Annotated in this window: 19 protein-coding genes; 12 read left to right on the forward strand and 7 right to left on the reverse strand. The window is 60.7% G+C overall.

Annotated features, from left to right (window positions below):
• Positions 1-30: 30 nt before the first annotated feature.
• Entirely contained in the window at positions 31-579 is a 549-nt protein-coding gene (locus ACVI1L_RS18755) for a winged helix-turn-helix transcriptional regulator (RefSeq protein WP_456783499.1), read from the forward strand.
• Here ACVI1L_RS18755 and ACVI1L_RS18760 read toward each other — a convergent pair.
• From ACVI1L_RS18760 to ACVI1L_RS18770, 3 genes are read right to left on the reverse strand one after another with little or no spacing between them, the layout of a single operon-like run.
• Positions 559-1,413 (reverse strand): FAD binding domain-containing protein, encoded by an 855-nt coding sequence (locus ACVI1L_RS18760; RefSeq protein WP_456783500.1) that lies wholly within the window; start codon positions 1,411-1,413, stop codon positions 559-561. The two genes, ACVI1L_RS18755 and ACVI1L_RS18760, sit on opposite strands and share 21 nt — an antisense overlap.
• A complete protein-coding gene (locus tag ACVI1L_RS18765; protein ID WP_456783501.1) occupies positions 1,413-3,782 on the reverse strand; it encodes a xanthine dehydrogenase family protein molybdopterin-binding subunit in 2,370 nt (789 codons plus the stop codon). Before ACVI1L_RS18765 ends, ACVI1L_RS18760 begins: the two co-directional genes overlap by 1 nt.
• A complete protein-coding gene (locus tag ACVI1L_RS18770) occupies positions 3,779-4,267 on the reverse strand; it encodes a (2Fe-2S)-binding protein (RefSeq protein ID WP_456783502.1) in 489 nt (162 codons plus the stop codon). Before ACVI1L_RS18770 ends, ACVI1L_RS18765 begins: the two co-directional genes overlap by 4 nt.
• Positions 4,268-4,449: 182 nt before the next feature.
• Here ACVI1L_RS18770 and ACVI1L_RS18775 point away from each other — a divergent pair, with 182 nt between their 5' ends.
• Positions 4,450-4,911: a winged helix-turn-helix transcriptional regulator gene (locus ACVI1L_RS18775; RefSeq protein ID WP_456783503.1), complete on the forward strand. Its 462-nt coding sequence runs from the start codon at positions 4,450-4,452 to the stop codon at positions 4,909-4,911.
• Positions 4,912-5,100: 189 nt separating this feature from the next.
• Here ACVI1L_RS18775 and grxD read toward each other — a convergent pair whose 3' ends face one another.
• A complete protein-coding gene (grxD, locus tag ACVI1L_RS18780) occupies positions 5,101-5,430 on the reverse strand; it encodes a Grx4 family monothiol glutaredoxin (protein ID WP_456783504.1) in 330 nt (109 codons plus the stop codon).
• A 399-nt stretch (positions 5,431-5,829) separates the two neighbouring features.
• Between grxD and ACVI1L_RS18785 the strand changes: the two genes are divergently transcribed.
• Complete coding sequence (locus ACVI1L_RS18785) at positions 5,830-7,527, forward strand: long-chain-fatty-acid--CoA ligase (RefSeq protein WP_456783505.1); 1,698 nt, start codon at positions 5,830-5,832, stop codon at positions 7,525-7,527.
• A gap of 228 nt (positions 7,528-7,755) precedes the next feature.
• The gene (locus ACVI1L_RS18790) at positions 7,756-8,214 is read left to right on the forward strand and encodes a winged helix-turn-helix transcriptional regulator (RefSeq protein ID WP_456783506.1); all 459 of its coding nucleotides are present in this window, start codon (positions 7,756-7,758) and stop codon (positions 8,212-8,214) included.
• Between the two features lie 57 nt (positions 8,215-8,271).
• Here ACVI1L_RS18790 and ACVI1L_RS18795 read toward each other — a convergent pair whose 3' ends face one another.
• Positions 8,272-9,255: an NAD(P)H-binding protein gene (locus ACVI1L_RS18795; protein WP_456783507.1), complete on the reverse strand. Its 984-nt coding sequence runs from the start codon at positions 9,253-9,255 to the stop codon at positions 8,272-8,274.
• Positions 9,256-9,330: 75 nt separating this feature from the next.
• A complete protein-coding gene (locus ACVI1L_RS18800; protein WP_456783508.1) occupies positions 9,331-10,272 on the reverse strand; it encodes an alpha/beta fold hydrolase in 942 nt (313 codons plus the stop codon).
• Positions 10,273-10,488: 216 nt separating this feature from the next.
• Here ACVI1L_RS18800 and ACVI1L_RS18805 point away from each other — a divergent pair, with 216 nt between their 5' ends.
• On the forward strand, positions 10,489-11,157 hold the full coding sequence (locus ACVI1L_RS18805; RefSeq protein ID WP_456783509.1) for a TetR/AcrR family transcriptional regulator: 669 nt from the start codon (positions 10,489-10,491) through the stop codon (positions 11,155-11,157).
• Between the two features lie 122 nt (positions 11,158-11,279).
• Here ACVI1L_RS18805 and ACVI1L_RS18810 read toward each other — a convergent pair whose 3' ends face one another.
• A complete protein-coding gene (locus ACVI1L_RS18810) occupies positions 11,280-12,212 on the reverse strand; it encodes a LysR substrate-binding domain-containing protein (RefSeq protein ID WP_456783510.1) in 933 nt (310 codons plus the stop codon).
• A gap of 206 nt (positions 12,213-12,418) precedes the next feature.
• Between ACVI1L_RS18810 and ACVI1L_RS18815 the strand changes: the two genes are divergently transcribed.
• The 7 genes from ACVI1L_RS18815 (at position 12,419) to ACVI1L_RS18845 (ending at position 21,242) form a co-directional block, all read left to right on the forward strand.
• Complete coding sequence (locus ACVI1L_RS18815) at positions 12,419-12,877, forward strand: (2Fe-2S)-binding protein (RefSeq protein ID WP_456783511.1); 459 nt, start codon at positions 12,419-12,421, stop codon at positions 12,875-12,877.
• Positions 12,878-12,895: 18 nt separating this feature from the next.
• Positions 12,896-15,037, forward strand: a complete 2,142-nt coding sequence (locus tag ACVI1L_RS18820; RefSeq protein WP_456783512.1) for a molybdopterin cofactor-binding domain-containing protein — start codon at positions 12,896-12,898, stop codon at positions 15,035-15,037.
• A gap of 68 nt (positions 15,038-15,105) precedes the next feature.
• Complete coding sequence (locus tag ACVI1L_RS18825) at positions 15,106-15,564, forward strand: DUF2141 domain-containing protein (RefSeq protein ID WP_456783513.1); 459 nt, start codon at positions 15,106-15,108, stop codon at positions 15,562-15,564.
• A 271-nt stretch (positions 15,565-15,835) separates the two neighbouring features.
• Complete coding sequence (locus ACVI1L_RS18830; RefSeq protein WP_456783514.1) at positions 15,836-17,932, forward strand: PQQ-dependent dehydrogenase, methanol/ethanol family; 2,097 nt, start codon at positions 15,836-15,838, stop codon at positions 17,930-17,932.
• Positions 17,933-18,034: 102 nt separating this feature from the next.
• The gene (locus tag ACVI1L_RS18835; protein WP_456783515.1) at positions 18,035-18,991 is read left to right on the forward strand and encodes a hypothetical protein; all 957 of its coding nucleotides are present in this window, start codon (positions 18,035-18,037) and stop codon (positions 18,989-18,991) included.
• 616 nt (positions 18,992-19,607) lie between these two features.
• On the forward strand, positions 19,608-20,429 hold the full coding sequence (locus ACVI1L_RS18840) for a class II aldolase/adducin family protein (protein ID WP_456783516.1): 822 nt from the start codon (positions 19,608-19,610) through the stop codon (positions 20,427-20,429).
• 21 nt (positions 20,430-20,450) lie between these two features.
• On the forward strand, positions 20,451-21,242 hold the full coding sequence (locus ACVI1L_RS18845) for a class II aldolase/adducin family protein (RefSeq protein WP_456783517.1): 792 nt from the start codon (positions 20,451-20,453) through the stop codon (positions 21,240-21,242).
• Positions 21,243-21,339 lie beyond the last annotated feature (97 nt).

A 21,339-nucleotide genomic window follows, 5' to 3' on the forward strand; every position in this document is an offset into this window, starting at 1 on the left:
GTATGGGGCTGGGTTTGGAGGTGAAAACCGATGTCCAGTGCGAAGCAGGGCCGTCTCGCCAACAAGGAATGCTCCGTTGCGCGAGCCATGGAAATCGTCGGGGACCGCTGGTCTATCCTGATTTTACGGGAGGCGTACTACGGTGTGAAGCGCTTCGACGAGTTCGAGATGTACGTCGGAATCGCCCCAAACATCCTGAGCGTCAGGTTGAAGAAGCTTGTAAATGCCGGCGTTATGAGGCGGGTACCTCTGCCCGAACATTCGGGACGATATGAGTATGTCCTCACCGACAAGGGCCGAGACTTTTTTCCGGCCTACCTTGCCTTGAAGAAATGGGGTGACGACTGGCTCGCGGAGCCAGAGGGACCGCAGGTCGTGTTTCTCGATCGCGCGGCGGGACGTCCGATTAAATATCCGGAGCTGAAAAGGGCGGATGGCCGGCCTTTGCGGCTCGAGGACGTCGAGATCGTCCCCGGCACAGGTGCCGTGCGCTTCAATCGAACGCGATTTGGCGGCGCTCCAGGTGGCCGCAATGCAGCCAAGCCTGCTGGTGCCGTCTCAAGAGGAAAGCGCAAGTAGAGCTCGGCCGAGCTCGATCCGGATCAAGTCCGCACGATATTCGGCCGGCGCATATCGGTCCGAGAGGCATTCGGTGATCTCACTGACCATTTTGGCGGCTTCATCGATGTTGGCCTGAGAGAGAGCCTTGCCGGTGAGAAATTCGGACGCTGCCTTGCCCACGAAGGCGTGGTTCGCTGCACCGGTGATACCGATGGAAACGTCGGCGACGATACCGCCCTGCATTTGCACGCCTACTGCGACCCCCACGACGGCAAACCCGCTCGCCGGATGCCGGATCTTCCGATAGGTGTAACACGTGCCCGGTTTCGGCCTCGGGATGTGGATAGCGGCAAGCACTTCGTCGGGTTCTAGGGCCGTGGAGAAGATATCGACGAAAAAGTCTTCGGCCAGTACGGTGCGGCGTTCGGCTGCGCCAGCGATTTCAATTTCCGCCCGCAGCGCCAAAACGACGGCCGGCCAGTCCGCCGCCGGGTCGGCGTTCGCCAGCGAACCGCCGATCGTGCCGCGGTTTCGTACCTGGGGATCGGCCAGAACACTGGCGGCCTCCCGGAAGACCGGGAATATTTGATTCAAGGGTTCGGAAGCGCACAGCTCGGCGTGGGTCGTGAGCGCGCCGATCTTGATATGGGTATCGCCGATCTCGATCCCCTTGATCTCGGTGATGCCTCGGATGTCGATCAGAAGTTCGGGCGAAGCTAGCCGTAACTTCAGCGCTGGAAGCAGGGTATGGCCGCCGGCCAGGAGCTTCGCTCCGTCGGGATTGTCGCGCAACAGTTCGATCGCCTGGGCGAGGGAAGACGCGCGGACATAATCGAATGCAGCGGGGATCATCAGGCGGCTCCTGCGCGTGCGTTGCGTACTGCGGCCCAGATTCGTGGGGGCGTGAGAGGCATATCGAGATGTTTGATGCCGAATGGCGACAGTGCATCAAGCACGGCGTGGACTATGCAGGGCGGAGCAGCGATCGAGCCGCTCTCACCGATACCTTTCACGCCAATCGGATTGGTGGGCGACGGCGTCTCCTGGAACAAGGATCTGATGTTCGGGACATGCTCGGCGCGGGGAACGGCATAGTCGAGCAGCGAACCGGTCAGGAGCTGTCCGTTGTCGGGGTCGTAGCTGACTTCTTCATAAAGGGCTTGAGCGATACCCTGCACAACGCCGCCATGGATTTGGCCGGCCGCCAGAAGCGGGTTGATCAACGTCCCGACATCGTCCACCGCGACATAGTCGAGAATGTCGACCGTTCCAATTTGGGGATCGACCTCGACATAGGCGAGGTGGACGCCTGACGGCGCGCCCATGCCGGTAGGATCATAAAAAACCGTCTCGTCGAGGCCGGGGGCTACTCCGTCGGGCAGCTTATGGCCGACATAAGCCATGCGCGCCACCTTGGAGAAGGTCAGCGGCGCGATATCGGTGCCGGGTACAGTGAATGCGCCCGCCGAATAGGAAACGTCCTTCTCGTCCACCTCCAGCATGCCCGCAGCGATCTTCTTGGCCTTTGCGATGACCTGGTGGGCAGACACGTGAACGCTGGATCCGCCGACCGCCATGGAGCGTGAGTTGAAGGTGCCGTGGCCGGCTTGCACCTGGCGCGTGTCGCCCTGAACGATCTCGATATCGTCAATCGGAATTTGCAGAACGTCCGCAGCGATTTGCGAGAGCGACGTGGCATGGCCTTGCCCCTGGCTCATTGAGCCGGAGTAAACAGTGGCCCGGCCGCTGGAATCAATGCTGACGCGAGCGCTTTCCCAACCTCCGCGGTTGAACCCGCCGGGAGCCAAACGGCGTGATGGAGCCATGCCGCACATATGGGTGTAGGCAGCGACTCCAATGCCGCGGTAGACGCCGTTCCCGCGCAAGCGCTCGCATTCTTCGCGGCGTCCTTTGTAATCGAATGCCGCCAGCGCCTTGTCCAGTAATGCCTGATAATCGCCGCTGTCGTACATCACGCCGGTGCTGCCATACGGCCGGTAAGGGAAATCGGACGAATGAAGCAAGTTCTTTCGTCGGACGTCTACCTGATCGAGATTGAGATGACGCGCTACGGCATCGATGGCGCGCTCCGCGATGTAAGCTCCTTCGGGCCGGCCATAACCGCGGTAGGCGTCTACTGGCACCGTATTGGTGACGACGACCCGGGAAAATGCTTCGTAATTGTCGATCTTGTAGGTCCCGGTTCCGAAGTTGACCGTGTTCACGGTCGGGCCGCCGGTCGCCATGTTTGACAGGTACGCTCCGACATTCCCAAGCGTGCTGACCTTGAGGCCCAGGATCCTGCCATCGTTCTTGAAAGCGACCTCGATATCCTCGGTATGGGCGCGGCCGTGGCTGGTCGATTGATGGCTCTCCGAGCGAGTCTCCCACCACTTCACCGGTACGTTCAATTCGCGAGCGAGATAGGGGCAGAGCAGATCTTCCGGGTATAGATGCATCTTGGCACCGAAGCCACCCCCGATATCCGGCGCGACCACGCGCAATTGATGTTCGGGGATGCCGACCGTCTCCGCGATCCAGCGCCGGTGCATATGAGGAACCTGGCTGCCGATATAAACCGTGAGCGTGCCGTCTGGCTCTGGTGCGGCGATGACCGCGCGCGTCTCCATGCACGTCGGAATCAAGCGGTTATTGATGACGCGGAGACTGATGACCTGATCCGCTTCCTGATTTGCCTTGGCGTAATCGCCTCCCTCGACCTTGTAGAGGGTCGTGACGTTGCCCGGTACGTTCTCGTGAAGCTGCGGCGCGCTTTGCTGGACGGCGGCCGCCTCGTCGGTCACCGCGGGCAGCACCTCGTAATCGACCTCGATCAGCCCGACTGCGTCGTAGGCCTGTGCCAGCGTCTCCGCCACCACCAGCGCCACGCATTCTCCGACAAAGCGAACGCGGCCTGTCGCGATCACTGGGCGGACCGGCACTTTGCTGCCGGGTATAATCCAGTTGGGCACGATAGGACCGATCCTGTCGGCAAGCGCCTCGCCGGAAAGAACCAGGCGAACTCCGGGCGCCGCTTTTGCGTGTGACAGATCGATGCTGCTGATCGCGGCGTGCGCGTGTGGCGATCGGAGGATCGCCATGTGTAGCATGCCCGGCAACTTGATGTCGTCGACGTAGCGGCCCCTGCCGGCGAGCAGTTTGCGGTCCTCGCGTCGCCTGAGCGGCTGGCCGACGAGTCGTTTTCCGGTCGAAATGGTCATGCCACGTCCCCCTTCGATGCGAGGCTTTCGACGGCGCGCACGATGTTATGATAGCCGGTGCACCGGCAGATATTTCCGGCAAGACCGTGTCGTATCTCGCGCTCGCTGGGATTGGCGTTTTCCTTCAACAGATTCCGCACGCTCATGACCATGCCTGGTGTGCAGAAGCCGCATTGAAGCGCGTGGTGATCTTGAAACGCCGCCTGAACCCGGTCGAGATCGCCGCCGCCGGTCACGCCCTCGATCGTCGTGATGGAGAAGCCGTCGGCCATGACGGCGAGGACGGTACAAGATTTCACCGCCTGTCCATCGATCTCGACGGTACAGGCTCCGCATTGAGAAGTGTCGCACCCGACATGCGTGCCGGTGAGCCCGAGATCCTCTCGGATGAGATGGACAAGCAATCTGCGCGCCTCGACGCTCATCGTCCTGCGCGAACCATTGATCTCGATTGTCACTTCATGCGGAACGGCTTGGACCGGCATAATTCCTCCCGCGGCTATGTTTGATGCTTTACTTATAGTCACTCTAATAATAATAGTGACTACCGGCAAGTGATTTTTGCCGCCGCCTGGCCCTTTCTGATGCGACTCCTCTGCCGGGTGCCTTTGTGTAGTGCTTGAACGGGCCAATGACGGATGCGATTGAAAAGCTTTGAAGGAATGGCGTGTTCGATCGCTGGTGTCCTGGACGCCGTCGGGACCGCTGGGCCTTTTTGATCCTACGTGACCTTTCGTTGGGCATAAGCAGGTACGAGGATTTCAAGAAGTCGAGCGGCATTACCCATGCCACGCTGTCTGATCGGCTAAAACATCTCGAACGAAACGGATTGATCGAGCGTCGTCTCTATCAGACTGGACCCGATCGCCATGAGTATGTCCTGTCCGTGCGAGGCTGGGACATGGTTCTCGTGATTCAGGCACTCGCTCAGGTCGGCGACAAATGGGGAGTGACCGGGAGCGGCGGACCTCCACTCGAATTCATCAACATGAACGGGGGGAGCACGGTGAAGTTGGTGATTGTTGAGGAAGACACGGGCGCGACTACCCGCTTGAGGGATGTTCGGCCGAGAGCCGGCCCAGGCGCCGACGACCTAGTGAGATGGCGCATATCCAAATTCGCACGATAGCGACCCAGCAGGCCTGGGGCGGACGCTGGGCGGTCGATCGCCAGCGAGAGAGCGAGCTACGTCCTTGCGAGGCATACTGCCACCCGACGCATGGACGGTCAGCTGTCCCTAGAGCTGATGACCACGCTGTCATCATGACAATTGCGAGGGCCTGCGAAACAGACGGGGCTTAGCATTGTTGCGGCAAGCTCAGGACGAGTGCGCGACTTGGTGCTCTTCCGACAGCAACTGTTGCAATTCGCCCGACTGGAACATTTCCGTGACGATGTCACAGCCGCCAACGAATTCGCCGCGCACGTAGAGTTGTGGAATCGTCGGCCAGTCCGAATACGCCTTGATTCCCTGCCGCAATTCCTCGGACTGGTAGATGTCGTGCGACTTGAACGTCACGCTCAGATGATCGAGGATTCGAACAACCTGCGCCGAGAATCCGCAGGCGGGCGAGCTCGGCGATCCCTTCATGAACAGCACGACTTCGTTTGAATTGACTTCGTTGCTTATGAACTCTGCGATCTCCATCCGTCTTCTCCTGACGTTCGTTAGTCCCGGTCGTTACCTTTCGCGTGAGAACGAAAGGGCGTCCTGCCGGACATGTCCTTCTGCGATGAATGTGGCGCGGTCAGCCGAGCGGGATCTCTCGCGAGCCCAGCTTTGCCTTCCAAGAAGGTCACTTTAATTTCAATAGAAAGTCAATACTGAAAAGGAACTTAGGTTTTCAGAATTTTCGCGCTAAAGAGCCGGTCGGGAGGGCGGTTGGATCTGCCCTTCTCTCAGGTCATTGCCTGCTGTTCAGGGGAAACCGCCGACGGCTCGACTGACTGCATTGTGTCCGGACACCGACTGCGTGTCTTCCTGGCTGTGGCGCATTCGGCGAAGAGATCGAGACCGCAAAGGCGGTCCATATTGGGAGGAACTAACGTGGAACGTTTTTGGCTGAGGAATTACCCCGACGGCGTCCCTGCGGATATCGACGTCGATCAATTTCCGTCATTGATTGAAATGTTCGAAGAGAGCTTCGCGAAGTTTGGGGATCGCAAAGCGGCAATCTGCATGGACAAGACAATCACCTACCGTGAGCTCGATGAGATGTCGGCTGCAATCGGCGCCTATCTGCAAAACAAAGGCCTGGTAAAGGGGAGTCGGGTTGCGGTGATGATGCCGAACGTTCTCCAGAACCCGATCACTGGCGCGGCGGCTTTGCGTGCGGGCTGCACGGTTGTGAATGTGAATCCTCTCTACACGCCTCGAGAGCTCGAGCATCAGTTGAACGATTCGGGCGCGGAGGCGATCTTCATACTCGAGAACTTTGCTGCGACCTTGGAAAAGGTGCTGCCAAGAACGAACGTCAAGCACATTGTCATCTGCTCGATGGGGGAGTTGCTCGGTCCAAAGGGCCTTTTCGTAGACTTTGTCGTGCGGAAGGTGAAGAAGATGGTCCCGGCCTATGCACTGCCGGGCGCCGTCTCGTTCAACGCAGCGCTGTCGGCAGGTCGAAAGACGAAGCTGAGGAGACCCGATATCGGTCCAGACGACGTTGCCTTCCTGCAATACACGGGAGGCACCACCGGCGTTTCGAAAGGAGCGACCTTGTTGCATCGAAATATGGTGGCCAACGTCCTTCAGATTTGTGCATGGAGCGAGCCTGCCTTCCGCGGCGTTCCCGCGGGCGAACCTTTGCTGACAGTATGCGCACTACCGCTGTATCATATCTTCGCGCTTACCGTTTGCTTCCTGTTTTCCGTGCGGGTCGGCGGCATCAATCTTCTGATCGTAAACCCGCGGGATATCGAAGGGCTCGTTAGGGAGCTTGGGAAATTCAAGATTCACAGTTTTCCGGCCGTCAACACGCTGTTCAATGGGCTTCTGCGCCATCCCGAGTTCAAGAACGTGGATTTTTCGCAGCTGCGGATGGCCATAGGTGGAGGAATGGCTACCCAAAGAGCTGTTGCGGACAAGTGGCTTGCGGTGACGGGCTGTGTGCTTTCCGAAGGCTACGGACTGTCCGAGACGTCACCCACACTGACGGCCACGTTGCCGACCATGACGGAATTTTCCGGCACGATCGGTTTGCCGCTTCCATCGACCTATATCTCGATCCGCGACGACGAAGGAAACGAACTCCCGATTGGAGAGGCCGGCGAGATCTGCGGAAAGGGCCCGCAGGTGATGTCCGGTTACTGGAACAGGCCCGATGAGACCGCCCGGGTAATGACCTCTGACGGGTTCTTTCGAACGGGTGACGTCGGTGTCATGTCGGCCGACGGATTCACTAAGATCGTGGACCGCAAGAAGGACATGATCATCGTTTCGGGCTTCAATGTGTATCCGAACGAAGTGGAAGCGGTGATCTCGAGCCACCCAGGAGTCCTGGAGTGTGCCGCAATCGGCGTGCCCGACGCGAAATCCACCGAGGCAGTGAAAGTCTTTGTTGTTCGCGTCGATCCCCAGCTGACCGCGGAGGAGCTCGTCAGTTTTGCCGGGACGCAGTTGACGCCATACAAGGTTCCGAAGCTGATCGAGTTCAGGTCTGAACTTCCGAAGAGTAATGTTGGGAAAATCTTGCGCCGCGAGCTGAGGAGTGAAGTGCAAGCAAGCGGCGGGCCGCAGACTTCCTAAGAGCACGCGCGAAGAATCTCACGGCGCCACAAAGAGGAAGACCGATCGATGGGCGCGGTCGGCGTCGCAGGCGCCTGGCCGGCGCCATTGGAGCTGCGGCCGTCCCAGCGAACCTGGTCGTGCGGAACGCGGGCCCGCAGATCGTCGCTCTCGGGACATCGGCGCAGTTTCAATTTCGGGAATATTGACTATATTTCGACAAGTTAAGGATTCTGGGACCCCATTTGGATGGCAAGAAACAGCCTCGATGCAACTTGTCCGGTCGCCCGAACGCTCGACATCGTCGGCGCGCGGTGGACGCTCCTCATCATCAGGGACTTGCTTCCTGGCACCATGCGCTTTCAGGATCTTCAGGAGCGCCTGCCCCGCATGGCTCCCAATGTGCTCTCCGATCGCTTGAAGATACTTGAGGAACACGGCCTCGTGCGCCGCGAGTTCTACAGCGATCACCCTCCCAGAGCTGCCTATACCCTGACGGATCCGGGCCGCGAGCTCGGCGTCATCGTATTGGCTCTCGGTCGATGGGGCTTGCGGCACCTCGGCGGGAAATTGAATCCTGGCCTGCAGCACGATGAGTGCTTCCGCCACCTGCAGCAAGCCTCCGAGGCCTTGCTCCGCCGTCCGGTGCAACGCGTGAAATCCGCAAGCAAGTCGGCGGCGAAGGGAGCGAGAGGCGCAAGAAGCTGAGCCGCCAGCCACTATGCGAGGGGCCCGGGAGGCAGCTTCGGACAGAATTCGTTGCGATCAGGCTTTAGCTCGGGCTTCGAGGAGCCGGGGTGATCGCTCCAAGGCCCATCTGAAGCTCTTCGGAGCGCGTCCGAGCAGATGTTCGAGTTCGCCGGTGACGGCCTCGTAGCGTCCGCTCGCGGCGAGGCGAGTGATCGTCCTCAGGTGCTCCGCGGTATGCGGGACGCGAGCTGCCAGAGCACCATTGATGTAGGCCTCGATCCAGGCGTTCAGATCCTGAGGAACGTAGGCAACGGGTCTTCCCAACGTCGAAGCGTAATCCTCGGCCAGGCCCTGCATGTCCTTCGCCTCCGGGCCGGTGAGCTCGTAGGTCTTCGATACGTGCGGCGAAGGATCGACCAAGATCCTGGTGCAAATCTCGGCGACGTCGTAGGCGGCAATCGGGGCGATCTTGTGCTTGCCGAAGGGGAGATGGAGCTCGCCTGCGCTCAACAACTGCTTGAGCGGAAACCAGGCAAGAATCGGGTTTTCAACGAACATCGTAGCCCGGATATTGACCACCGGCAGGCCGGACCAACTCAGAGCCTGTTCGGAGGTCCAATGGGCTCTCTGCTGCGGCGACCAGTCGGTGACAAGTCCTCCCAACCACTCCCGCCGTGCCTCATAAGGGGCCGTCATCCGCGTGAAGTCCATATAGGACTGCTCGAACTCTGAAATATTGAGAAAGACCTCGAGGTCTCCTTGTGCGCGCGCGGCGGCAGCCATCAAGATCGTTGCATCGGTGTAATAGGGATTCAAGCTCATGCTGAAATAGACCCGGCGGCAGCCTTTCAGCGCGGCGGCAACGTCGGCGATGTTGAGGAGATCTCCAACAAATACGTCGGCGCCCAGCTGTCGAAGAGCTTGCGCCCTCTCATCGTCCTTGCGCACGAAGGCACGCACCGAATGCTTCTTCTCGATGAGCATATTGATCATCGTCTTGCTGATGGAGCCTACATCTCCGCCGGCGCCAGTAATCAAGATGGGATGCTGTTTGGACATCGGCGTTTCCTTGGAAGATGTGACCGGGACGTTTTTCGAACGGAAAGGTGGGCCGCGCGGCGCGCCTTGAGGCCATCAGCTCTTGAGGAAAGGCAAGATGTGGCCCAGAACCGCCTCGGGCTTCTCGAGATGCAGGAAATGGCCGAGGCCGGGCATGACGACGCGTTCGAAGCCCTTCGTGAACGCTGCACCCATATCGTCGCTAAGCCGCGCTGACATGCAGCCGTCCTCCTCCCCGTGCAGATAGAGGGTTGGGACAGCGATCGGTCCGTTCGCGCGAGCTTCGAGGGCCTGCGCTTCCGTTTCGGGTGGCGGGGTAAACAATTGCCTGTAATAGGTGAGCGTCTGGGGCACGACTCCGGGCTGTCTGAACGTGTCGATCAGCGCGATGCGGTCCGAAGCCGGCATCTTGTAGCTGGGCGACCACTCCCGCCAAAGCCGATCGAGGAAGGCGAAGTCGTTGAGCTGAACGGCCGGCTCGGCAAAACGCGTATGGAAGAAGAACATGTACCAGCTTCGTCGCTGTTGATCGCCGTCGGCTAGGAACGCCTGCGACAAGCCTTTCCCATACGGAACCGCCAGCCCTACAAGCTTGCGAATCCGCGAGGCGTCGAGACTTGCCGCGGAATAGGCCGCTCGTGCTCCGAAATCGTGACCGATGACATATGCCTGTTCGGCGCCCAAAGCTTCGATGAGGGCGAGGACGTCCTGCCCAATCGCGGCGGCACGGTAGGATCCGTCGGGTGCAGCGCCACCGGTCCAAAATCCGCGCAGCGCCGGAGCAACGGCCCGATATCCCTCCTGCGCGAGACGGCCCAAGACGTGAACCCAGCTTTGCGAATGATCGGGAAAGCCGTGCAAGCAAAGCGCCAGCGGCCCGTCCCCGGCTTCGAGGACTGGAAACTCCAACCCGTTGGCCCGAACCACCCGCTTGCGGATCTCGCTCGACTCAAAGTTCTGGCCCATCTGCACCGGAGCACCGGGGCGATTGGGTGAAGGCGCAGCAATCCTTGTCATTGCCAGATCCTCGTAAATTCTGGATGATGATTATCATCCATAGCCGGAGGTCGGTAATTCAATGTTGAATAGGCGTGGCAGCAGCTTTTGCCGTGTTGGACTGTATTGGGTTGCAATACGATGAGCTGGAGTCGCGATTGGACCGGCGAATGGCCCGCACGGGCGCGGAGATCTGGTCGCGAATTTTGATCGGCCAATTGCCCGTTGCGAGACATCATGCGCTACGAGAAGGGTCATAGAGCCGGAACGTCGGCTCGTATCGTCGAGTGCGCTTCGGCTCGGATCCGCGAGCGGGGAATCGAAAGCGTCAAGGTTGCCGGGCTCATGAAGTCTGCCGGTCTGACGCACGGCGGCTTCTATCTCCATTTCAAATCTCGTCGTGATCTGATCGAAAGAGCTTTCGCCCGAGCCATGGACGGATCAGTGGAGCAATGGCGGAAGGCGGCCGATCGCTCGGGTCCCGGAGAACGCCTTTTGAGCATCGTCGACTACTACCTCACCGACCGACACCGCGACGATATCGGGAACGGTTGCGCGCTTCCCTCGCTCGGTGCCGAGGTTCCGCGGGCCGGTGTGGGCATCCGAAGGACGTTTTCAAACGGCTTGAGAGAGATGATCGACGTTCTGTCCGGGGACGTGAACGGCCCATCGAAGCGAGAAGCGATGGCCATCGTGTCTGAGATCGTGGGTGCGTTGTTATTGGCCCGGGCGGTGGATCATGCGGAATTCGCATCGGAAATAATGAGCGTGGCTCGCGAGCATGTCCTGGGTAACGAGCCCAAGGTCCATGAAATCACGAAAGTACCGCGCAAATTCTCGGCCCGGACCAAGCACCCGGGTTCGAAAAGGCCCCGGAAGCGCGAAAAATCTAAGCACCTGGCGTAAACAACTTGTCATCCAGAGCGTAGACCCATAGGGCCTGTGTTGCGGAGCCAGCGAACTCGGCACCTGTGCAAATACGCCGGATAGCGGACTTGGGCAGAACGCGCTCAAGGACCTGGATTGTCCTAAACCCCGAACTTTCTAGCATCGGTCTCCAAGGCCTTGGCCACAGCCTTCAGCCATTTATGGACAGCTTTGATTTTCTCAGACGAGCCGTCGACCCTCCGATGGGTAAAGTAGAAATCCCTCAGCGCCATGCTTTTCGTGCCCCATTGCTTTATGACTGCCAGAGCGCCGCTGCTGACCAGCGGTGCGACCAGAGGAAAAGGTGCCAGTACTACGCCCATCGATGACCTGGCCATCTGTATCGCCGTCAAGAGGCTGTCGCCGACTAGGTCCGGTTCCTTGGTAGCGACCTGCGGTTCGTACTCCTCAAACCATGTTTGCCAAAGATCTGGCGCCGTAGCGATCTTTATCAATGGCAGCTTCGTCAAGTTTTCCGGGTGTTGAATTGGAGCGAAGCGATCCAATAGCTTCGGGTCCGCGCATGGGGCAGCGCGCGATCTGAGCAGCCTATGATAGGTCAGGCTGCCGAACGGAGGCTCGCCAAATTGGACCGCGGCGTCGATGTTGTCTCTCTCGAAATCGGCCAGGGTATTCTTGGCCTCCAATCTCAAATCAAGCCCCGGATTATCGACGCGGAATCTCTCGAGGTGAGGGAGCGCAGCGAGCATCGCGAACGTGGGCGTTACGCTGACACGGACGATGGGGCCGCGTTTTCTATCCTCCAAGAGGTCGCTTGCGCGAAATAATTCGTTGAAAGCGCTCAGGACGGCACTGGCATAGATCGCCCCGTTTTCGGTGAGTTCGATATTCCGACCGCTGCGCTGAACCAGCTGAATCCCGAAGTGCGCTTCGAGCGTACGAATTTGATGCGTGATCGCGGACGGCGTGAGGTTCAGACTTTCGGAAGCGAGTTTGACGCTGCCGGACCGTGCGAGAGCTTCGAATGCGCGAAGGCTTGCCAACGGGGGAAGGGCTGATGGTGCATTCGACATTTTTCCGCGAGCCTAGTTCAACGATCCAAAATCGAATTCAATTGTTTTCCTGCTGTCTGTTGGCCAGCTTAGCGGAAGCAAGCGACGCTCCATAGCGCAATTTAGATTCAAGTACAGGGTCGTTGTCCCCGAACCCGAGCAGCTCGGCATAGCGCCGTCAACTTGGGTGGTTAGAAACAGGGAGAAAGCCTGGTGAGTTTGTGAGCGTGAAATTCAATCTCAATGGCAAAGCCGTTTCGGCCAGCGCCGAACCCGACACCCCTTTGCTGTGGGTCATTCGTGACGAGATCGGCCTGACCGGCACCAAGTTCGGCTGCGGCATGGCCTTGTGCGGCGCCTGCACGGTGCACCTCGACGGTCAGCCGGTGCGTTCCTGCCAGACGCCGTTGTCGGCCGTGCTGGGCAAACGGGTGGCCACCGTGGAGAGCCTGTCGCCTGACAACAGTCATCCGTTGCAAACAGCCTGGATCAAGCACGACGTGCCGCAGTGCGGCTACTGTCAGTCAGGGCAACTCATGAGCGCCGCGGCGCTGCTGGCCCACAACAAGAACCCGAGCGACGACGACATCGACGAGGCTATGAGCGGCAACATCTGCCGTTGCGGCACTTATCCGCGCGTGAAGGCCGCCATCAAGGACGCGGCCACCATGATGCGCAAAGGCTGAGTCTTCCGGGGAAAACGAATGAACAACTTCACCGAACCCTCACGCCGCGATTTCCTGAAGACTTCGGCCATCGCCAGCGGCCTGCTGCTGGGTGTCAGTCTTCCGAGTCCGCTCGATGCCAAAGCCACCGGAAACGTGCACACACTTAATGCTTGGGTGCACATCGCCGACGACAACAGCATCACCCTCATCACCGCCCGCTCCGAGATGGGCCAGGGTGTCTACACCGCGCTGCCCATGCTGCTGGCCGAAGAGCTCGGTGTCGACCTCGCCAGCATCAAGGTGGAGGTCGCTCCGCCCAACGCCAAGGCCTACGGCAACGCGCTGGTGGGCGGCCTGCAGCTGACGGGCGGCTCCACCTCGGTGCGCGACGGCTGGGATCGCCTGCGTATCGCGGGCGCGCAGGCGCGCGAGATGCTCGCCGGCGCGGCGGCCGCGCGCTGGAAGGTGACGCGCGATCAGGTCAGGACGGGCAATGGCTTCGTCATGGGCCCCGGGGGGCGCAAGGCGAGTTTCGGCGAGCTCGCGGCTGCGGCGGCCACGATGCCGGTACCGGAGAAGCCGCCGCTGAAGGACCCCAAGGACTTTCGTCTCGTCGGCAAAAGCACGCGGCGGCTGGACACGCCGGCCAAGGTCAACGGCACGGCCCGCTTCGGGATCGACGTCAAGCTGCCCGGCATGCTTTACGCGGCGCTTGAGCAATCCCCGGTGATCGGCGGCACTGTCAAGACGGTGGACTCGGCCAAGGCCAAAGGCATACCTGGCGTGGTGGACGTGGTGCAGATCCCCGACGGCGTCGCGGTGGTGGCCGACAGTTGGTGGCGCGCCAACCAGGCCCGCAAGGCCCTGGTCATCGAGTGGGACGAGGGCGCGGGCGCCGCGCTCGACCACAATTCTATGCTGGCCGGCACCCGGGCGGCTTTGGACAGCGGCACGCCGAAACTGTTCAAGGCGAATGGCGACGCCAATGCCGTGATCGCCGCCTCATCGCGGGTGTTGCGCGCTGAGTACGTGAGCCACCTGCTGTCGCATGCGGCGCTGGAGCCGATGAACTTCACTGCACATTACAACAACGGGCGCGTTCACCTGATCGGCCCGACGCAGTGGCAAGATTTGACGCAGACTGCGGTGGCCAAGGCCTTGGATATCAAACCCGAGGACGTCACCCTGGAGACCACCTTCCTCGGGGGCTCCTTCGGGCGTCGCCAGGAAGTGGACTTCGTCGTTCAGGCCGCGCAGATCTCCAAGGCCGTGGGCAAGCCGGTCAAGCTGCTGTGGTCGCGCGAGGACGACATGACCCACGACTTCTACCGGCCGCAGGCGGTGCACCGCGTCGCTGCCGCCCTGGGGTCGGACGGCAAGCCGACGGCCATGACCTTTCGCATGGCTTCCCAGTCTGTCGGCCTCCGCGTATTCAGCATCCCGCTCAAGGTTCAGGACCCGACGATGACCGAATCGGCCGTCGCGCCCTATGAAATTGCGGCGACGCGCCACGACGTGGTCAAGCACGACGCGGGGTTGCGGGTGGGCTATTGGCGCTCGGTCAGCAACCCGCTCAACGTGTTTGCCAACGAGTGCTTCATCGACGAGCTTGCCAAGGAGGCCGGCCAAGACCCCTACGCGTACCGCCTGTCATTGCTGGGCAACCAGCCGCGCTTTGTCGAAGTGCTGAAACTGGCAGCCGAAAAATCGGGCTGGGGCAAGCCGCTGCCCGCCGGCCGGGCTCGTGGCATCGCCCTGATGGAAGCCTATAACACCTACATGGCCCAGGTGGCCGAGATCAGTCTGGACGACCAGGGTGCAGTCAAAGTGCACCGAGTCATCGTGGCGGCCGACCTGGGCCGCATGATCAACCCCGATACGGTGGAGGCGCAGATCCAGTCCAGCGTGATCTTCGGCATGGGCGCGGCGCTGATGCAGGAGATCACCTTGGAAAAGGGCCGGGTGCAGCAGACCAACTTCCACGAGTTCCCGGTCGTGCGCATGAATGAAGTGCCGGCGATCGACATCGTGCTGGTCGACAGTACCGAGGCGCCCGGCGGCATCGGCGAGCCGGCCACGGCGGTGATCATGCCGGTCCTCGCCAACGCGGTCGCCGCGCTCACCTCCAAGCGGCTGCGCAAGCTGCCGCTGACGGCCGAGGCGATAAAGATGGCTTGAGGCGAGGAATCGCCCCGAGTTTTTTTCGAAGCAGTATATAACCTTAACCCTGAGGGGGGATCTCTTACATGTTTTTTGACTCCTCGCGCTCGTTCCCAGTTCGTGCATCCCTGCGTGCCGCCTGCGCCGCCACACTGCTGCTGGGATCGTCGGCCTGGGCCGGTGATCTGATCATCAAGGTCAAAGGCGCGGAGGCGCCTTACGGCAAGATTGGCTGCTGGCTGTACAGCAGCAGCGAGGGATACCCCATGAACCCGAAAACCGCCAAGGCGATCGTCTGGGTGCCGGCCGCGGCCGGGGAAGTCACGTGTCGCTTCCCAGACGTTCCCCCCGGCCGCTATGCGGCTTCCATCATGCACGACGTGAACAACAACCAAATGATGGACGTCAGCCCCGTCGGCCAGCCCACCGAGCAGTGGGCGATATCGACCAACGCGCGGCCCCCGATGCGCGTGCCGACCTTCGAGGACGGTGCCTTCACGATGCCGGCCACGGACCTGACGCTCAATGTCGATGTAGACATGTAAGCAAGGTGGGTTGTGACTTTGTGCCAGCGGCCCGGCGCGGGCCGCTGGCAAGACCCCGGGTTTGCAGCTGAATCGTCAATGCGCGGACATCGGCGGCGTTTTTGGGCAAGGGCTTGCGCTGCTCCGGCATCGTCGCGGCCCAGCAAACACCCCCCAGACCTTTCGGCTTCGGCGTTGAGCCAGCGTAGGCTCGGCGAAAGACCGCTAGCGATCAGGTCAAAATTCAGCGGGTGACCACCACACCCGACAAAAAAGATAAGGAGAGGATTCCATGAAAACCTCATTCGCGCAGCGGACGGCCGCGGCGTTGTTGGCCGTGCTTGCGCTGACCGCCCACACCGCGGCGCTGTCGGCCGATAAACCGGCGGGCAAGGTCGATGGAACGTTTATCCGCGCCAATGCACTCACGACAACCGAGTGGCCGAGCCACGGCCTGGACTACGCGGAGACGCGCTTCTCACGCCTGGATCGGATCAACACCTCCAACGTGAAAGACTTGGGCTTGGTGTGGTCGTACGACCTGGAGTCCACGCGCGGCGTGGAGGCCACGCCCCTGGTGGTGGATGGCGTCATGTACGTCACGGCGTCGTGGAGCGTAGTGCACGCGGTGGACGTGCGCACCGGCAAGCGCCTGTGGACCTACGATCCGCAGGTGAAGCGCGACGAGGGCTACAAGGGTTGCTGCGACGTGGTCAACCGCGGCGTGGCGCTGTGGCAAGGCAAGGTGTTCGTGGCGTCCTTCGACGGTCGGCTGATCGCGCTGGATGCGAGCACTGGCCGCAAGGTCTGGGAGCAGGACACCGTTGCCGATCACAAGTTCAGCTACACCATCACCGGCGCTCCGCGCGTGTTCAACGGCAAGGTGATCATCGGCAACGGCGGTGCCGAGATGGGCGCGCGAGCCTACATCACCGCGTACGACGCGAACACCGGCGAACAGAAGTGGCGCTGGTTCATCGTGCCCGGCGACCCGAGCAAGCCTTTCGAGGACGAGTCGATGGCGAGGGCCGCCAAGACGTGGGACCCCGCGGGAAAGTGGTGGGAATTCGGCGGCGGCGGCAATGCCTGGGACACGATGACTTTCGATCCCGAGCTGAACTTGATGTACGTGGGCACCGGCAGCGGTACGCCGTGGGCGCAGAGCCAGCGCAGCCCCGCGGGCGGCGACAACCTGTACATTGCCTCCATCGTGGCGCTCAACCCGGACACCGGCCAGTACGTCTGGCACTACCAGGAAACGCCGGGCGAAAGCTGGGACTTCGACTCCACGCCGCCGATGATCTTGGCCGATATCACGATCGCCGGCAAGCCGCGCAAGGTGATCCTGCATGCACCGAAGAGCGGCTTCTTCTTCGTGATCGACCGCACTAACGGCGAGTTCATCTCCGCCAAGAACTTCGTCGATGTGAACTGGGCCACGGGCTACGACGACAAGGGCCGGCCGATCGAGACCGCCATCGCCCGCAAGGGCGACCGGCCGCGCGAGATCACCCCCAGCGCGCACGGCGCGCGCGGCTTCCACTCGATGTCGTTCAACCCCTCCACGGGCCTGGTGTACATGCCGGTGCAGTCCATACCTCTCACGCTGATGGACGACAAGGACTGGAAGTTCAACAAGAGCACCCCGAGCCAGATACAGAGCGGCACGGGCTGGAATCTGGCCACGTTCATCAACGCGAAGCAGCCCAAAGGCCCGACCCTCGGCAGACTTGTCGCCTGGGACCCTGTGCAACAGAAGGCTGCCTGGACGCATGAGCACTCGGCGCCCTGGAACGGCGGCACCCTCGCCACTGCGGGCAACCTGGTGTTCGAGGGCACCGCGGATGGCCGCTTCATGGCCTTCGACGCGCGCGACGGCAAAGTGCTCTGGGAGACGCCCATCGGCGGCGGCGTGGTGGCGGCGCCCGTGAGCTATGTGGTGGACGGCAAGCAGTACGTTTCCATCGCGGTGGGCTGGGGTGGCACGTACGGGCTATCCGCGGGTTACAGCGAAAAGCGGGCGCCGGGCACCGTGTACACCTTCGCCGCGGGCGGCAAGGCGCCTCTGCCCGACTTTCCCGCCCATCGCCTGGGTGAGCTGGTCGCCGGCGTCAAGTACAACCCCGCCGACGTGGCGCCCGGCCTCGGGCTGTACCTGAGCAACTGCCTGCTGTGTCACGGCGAGCCCGGCAAGGAGCATCTTGGCGGCAACCTGCCCAGCTTGGTCTATTTGGAAAAGGCCTACATCGAGAACCTGGAAAAGTTCGTCTTCAAGGGGCCGGCCATGTCGCGCGGCATGCCCGATTTCACCGGCAAGCTCAGCGCCGACGATGTGGAGAAGCTAAAGGCCTTCATCCAGAGCACGGCCGATGCGATGCGCGGTAAGTAGAGTGCTCCCTTCGAAGCGGCCCTGCGGGCCGCTTCCGCCTCGGCCTTGACGAGGCGCCGCCAGAACTGAACGTCGAACATACACACTAACTCGGAGGAGCGCATGTCAGCTAAGAAAACGGACTTGTTTCAAAACCTCGCCCGAATGGCCGTCGCAGCGCTGGTGGGCATAGCCGGGGCCTCATTTGCAAGTGAGGCTCCATCGCAGATCGCGATTCCATCTGGATCTCCGTTTCCGGAAAGTCTGACAGCGACCGCGGATGGAACGCTCTTCGCCAGCAGCTTGACTAACGGCGGAATCGCGCGCGTAAAGCCCGGCGCCTCCGAGGCCGAAGCCTGGATCAAGCCCGGGACATTCGATACGCGATCGACGTTCGGCGTTCTCGCCGACGAGAAATCAGGCCTTCTTTGGGTCTGTTCGAACGACGCCACACCGCTCGGCGTCAAAGGTCCAAACACGATCGAAGGTTCGTTCGTTAAGGGGTTTGACCTCAAGACCGGAGAGGGAAAGATCAGCGCCCAATTTCCTGCAAAACCCTCGATCTGTAACGATCTCGCGATTGGGCCGGATGGCGCGCTTTACGTCACGAATACTCTGCAGCCACAGATCCTTCGCTTGAAGAAGGGATCTTCCGAGCTTGAAGTCTGGGTGCAAGACGACAAGCTGAAGGGTGGTCTTGATGGCATTGCGTTTGGACAGGATGGAGCTTTGTACGTCAACACCTTCCAAAGCGGCGAGCTCTTCCGCATCGAATCCAAATCGGGAGTCGCGGGCGCCGTCACGAAGCTTGAGACATCACGCCCAATCAAGTTTCCGGATGGTCTTAGGGCAGACAAGACCGGTTTCGTGATGGTTGAAGGTGCCGGTCCGCTTTCGAAAGTCACGATTGTCGGAGATCGGGCCGAAATCAACACGATCAAAGAATTCGCCGGACCGACGGGCGTCGCGCGGGTCGGCAATATGCTTTGGGTAGCGGAAGGCCAGATCGGCTATCTCATGGATCCTTCCAAGAAGGGCCAGACGCTGACCTTCCAGTTGCGTTCGATCGACGCGCCCTGACCCAACACGAGACCCCCGGAGCTGTGCAGGGGTGGCAGTCCCTTACGGCGGTCGTCCATCGACGGAACTCGCTACTAACGAGCCACCACGCGGGAACGAATGTCACCACGATGAGTTTTGGCTCGACTTAAGGTCAACGTCTGGGCCCACGCCTCGAACTACACGACGTGCTCCCGCTGGGCGGATACTCGCATCTCGGGGAGCGGTTATTGGCGCGCCCAGCATGGCTCCGGATTGCGTCGACCAGCGGCAGCACAGTTGCCGCTGCGACTACCAGTCTGCGAGTGTCGGTACATCGAGGTCGAGGCGTTCCGGCCTGAGACGTCGCGCTGACGATTTGGCCGCAAGCTTTGCGAACGTTGGAGTCACGCTAACGCGCACAAACGGGCGGATTTCCAACGGGGAAGGGTTGATTGTGCATTCGACTTCTTGCGCTGAGCGCATTTCAACGATTCACAATCGATTTCAATTTTCTTTCTTGCTGCTTTCTGGCCAGTCTAGTGGAAACGCGGCGGACGCTGGATAGCGCAATCTAGATCGTTATCAGATCGCATCGAACAAACCCCAGGCCCGTCCGACAGGCCGACCCACGGAAACCAGAGGCGAGGGCACAATCATGAACGCACCCCAGCGGCAAGATCAACATACGGGGCCCGTAGCGAAGATCAATGTGGGGCTGCCCCAGCCCCCCGTCTTCAAGAGTCTGGCCGAAGAGAGACAGCACAGAAAGGAACGGCTGGCTGCCGGCCTCAGGCTTTTTGCGAAATTCGGGTTCGACGAGGGCGTTGCGGGTCACATCACCGTGCGTGACCCGGAGTTCACGGACACGTTCTGGGTGAACGGCTTCGGTATGAGCTTCGGGTTGATCAAGGCGTCAGATCTCATTCGGGTCAATCACAAAGGCGAAGTGGTCGAGGGCAACCATCCCGTCAACGCCGCTGCTTTCGCGATTCACGCAAGCGTTCATGCGGCACGTCCGGACTCGATCGGTGCGGCGCATTCGCACTCCACGCATGGCCGGGCGTTCTCAACGCTAGCGCGGAAACTGGAGCCGATCACGCAGGACGCATGCGCCTTCTATAACGATCATGCTCTATATGAAGATTACGGTGGCGTGGCAGTCGAAATGGACGAAGGCCAGCAAATCGCGAAGGCGTTGGGGCCGCACAAGGCGGCTATCCTGCAAAACCATGGCCTGTTGACCGTCGGGCAGAGCGTGGATGAGGCGGTCTGGTGGTTCATCACGATGGAGCGGTCGTGCCAGGTTCAGCTTCTTGCCGAGGCGGCCGCGGCGCGAACCGGCCAAGCTCTCAAGGTCATTCCTGAAACATCCGCAAACCAGGCTTTCTCTATCCTTGGTTCGCCCAGAGCAGGGTGGTTTCAATTCCAGACCCTGTATTCGAAGATCGTAAAAGAACAGCCGGATTTGCTCGATTGAGCTGCTGCGCGGAGGGATCGCATGAACGTCCAAACCTCACCTGGAAAAATCCGCCAGAACGCTCTGGCCGCCGAAGAGCGGCTGGTCCGTGAGGACCTCGCTGCGCTGTATCATGTGTTTTTTTATCTGGGCTGGTGCGAGCACATCTACAATCACATCACAGCTCGGGTGCCCGGTCCTGATAAGCACTTTCTGATCAACTCGTTCGGGCTTGCGTACAACGAAGTCACAGCTTCCAATCTCATCAAGATCGATCTTGACGGGAATAGAGTCGAGGAAGTTCCGGGGCGCGTCAACGCGCCGGGCTTCACGATCCATTCTTCGATCCACGCCGCACGCGATGACGCCCATTTCATCGCCCACACGCACACGACGGCCGGTGTGGCTGTTGCTTGCACGGATGAAGGGCTCTCCTATCACAGCTTTTACGGCGCGATGCTCTATGAGCAAATTGCGTATCACGATTTCGAGGGCATCTCGACGGATCTCGGCGAGCGCGAGCGCCTCGTCAAATCGCTCGGCAGCAAGAACTGCATGATCCTGAGACATCACGGTCTTCTGACGTGTGGAAGAACCGCCGCGGAGGCGCTGTTCCGCATGACGATCCTGCAGCGCGCATGCGAGGTGCAACTCGCGGCTGCAACATTCGGGAAGGGCTGGCGGCCTCTGTCGGAGGAGATCCTGCGTCGTACGACACGCCAGATGCAAAGCGAAGTTGCGAAGGGGTTCGACGAAAAGACCTCCTTTGGGCAAGATTCGTTCGAGGCTTATCGTCGCGCACTGGACGCAAGGGGTTCCCGCTACAGGGACTAAAAGCGGTGCCGGCGCGGTTCGCAGCCTGCGGCCAGAGTCTCTCACCGCACGATCAGACGGTTGTAGTCATCGCGCCTAGCGCGAGTTCTCTCGCGAG

It is taken from the genome of Bradyrhizobium sp. USDA 4516, from assembly GCF_054055915.1.